Source organism: Actinoplanes siamensis (genome assembly GCF_016862395.1).
Classification (GTDB): domain Bacteria; phylum Actinomycetota; class Actinomycetes; order Mycobacteriales; family Micromonosporaceae; genus Actinoplanes; species Actinoplanes siamensis.
Genome location: NZ_BOMW01000151.1, coordinates 1 through 856 on the forward strand (window position 1 = coordinate 1; position 856 = coordinate 856).

The following is an 856-nucleotide window of genomic DNA, read 5'->3' on the forward strand; positions in this document are numbered from 1 at the left end:
GCCAGCGGGGTCTGTCGGTGGACGGTCGTTGCAAGGCGTTTGCCGAGGCGGCGGATGGGACGGGTTTTTCTGAGGGTGCGGGTGTGCTGGTTCTGCAGCGGTTGTCGGATGCGCGGCGTCATGGTCGGCGGGTGTGGGCGGTGATTCGTGGGTCGGCGGTGAATCAGGATGGCGCGTCGAATGGGTTGACCGCCCCCAGCGAACTGGCGCAGCAGCGGGTGATTCGGGCTGCGTTGGCGGATGCGGGTGTGGGTGTGGGTGATGTGGATGTGGTGGAGGCGCATGGGACGGGGACGCGGTTGGGGGATCCGATCGAGGCGCAGGCGTTGTTGGCGACGTATGGGCAGGGTCGGGGTGTTGCGGATCCGGTGTGGTTGGGGTCGTTGAAGTCGAATATCGGTCATACGCAGGCGGCTGCGGGTGTGGCTGGTGTGATCAAGATGGTGATGGCGTTGCGGCGTGGGGTGTTGCCGGCGACGTTGCATGTGGATCGGCCGTCGTCGCAGGTGGATTGGTCGGCGGGTGGGGTGCGGTTGTTGACGCGGGCTCGTGCGTGGGTGGGGGGTTCGGGTCGTCCGCGTCGTGCGGGGGTGTCCGCCTTCGGGGCCAGTGGGACGAATGCGCATGTGATTGTGGAGGAGGCGCCGCCGGTTGAGGTGCCGCAGGCGGCTTCGGTTGTGGCGCCGGTGGTTGGTGGGGTGGTGCCGTGGGTGTTGTCGGCGCGCTCTGGTGCGGCGTTGCGGGCCCAAGCGGGGCGGCTGGCTGAGTTCGTGGTCGGTGACGCCGCTGTTGATGTGGCTGATGTGGGTGCTTCGCTGCTGTCGACACGATCGCTGTTCGAACACCGCGCCGTCGT

Annotated in this window: 1 protein-coding gene; it reads left to right on the forward strand. The window is 67.6% G+C overall.

Annotated elements, in window-relative coordinates; genetic code table 11:
- On the forward strand, positions 1-856 hold an 856-nt coding region (locus Asi03nite_RS37505), incomplete at both ends, for a ketoacyl-synthetase C-terminal extension domain-containing protein (RefSeq protein ID WP_239103219.1).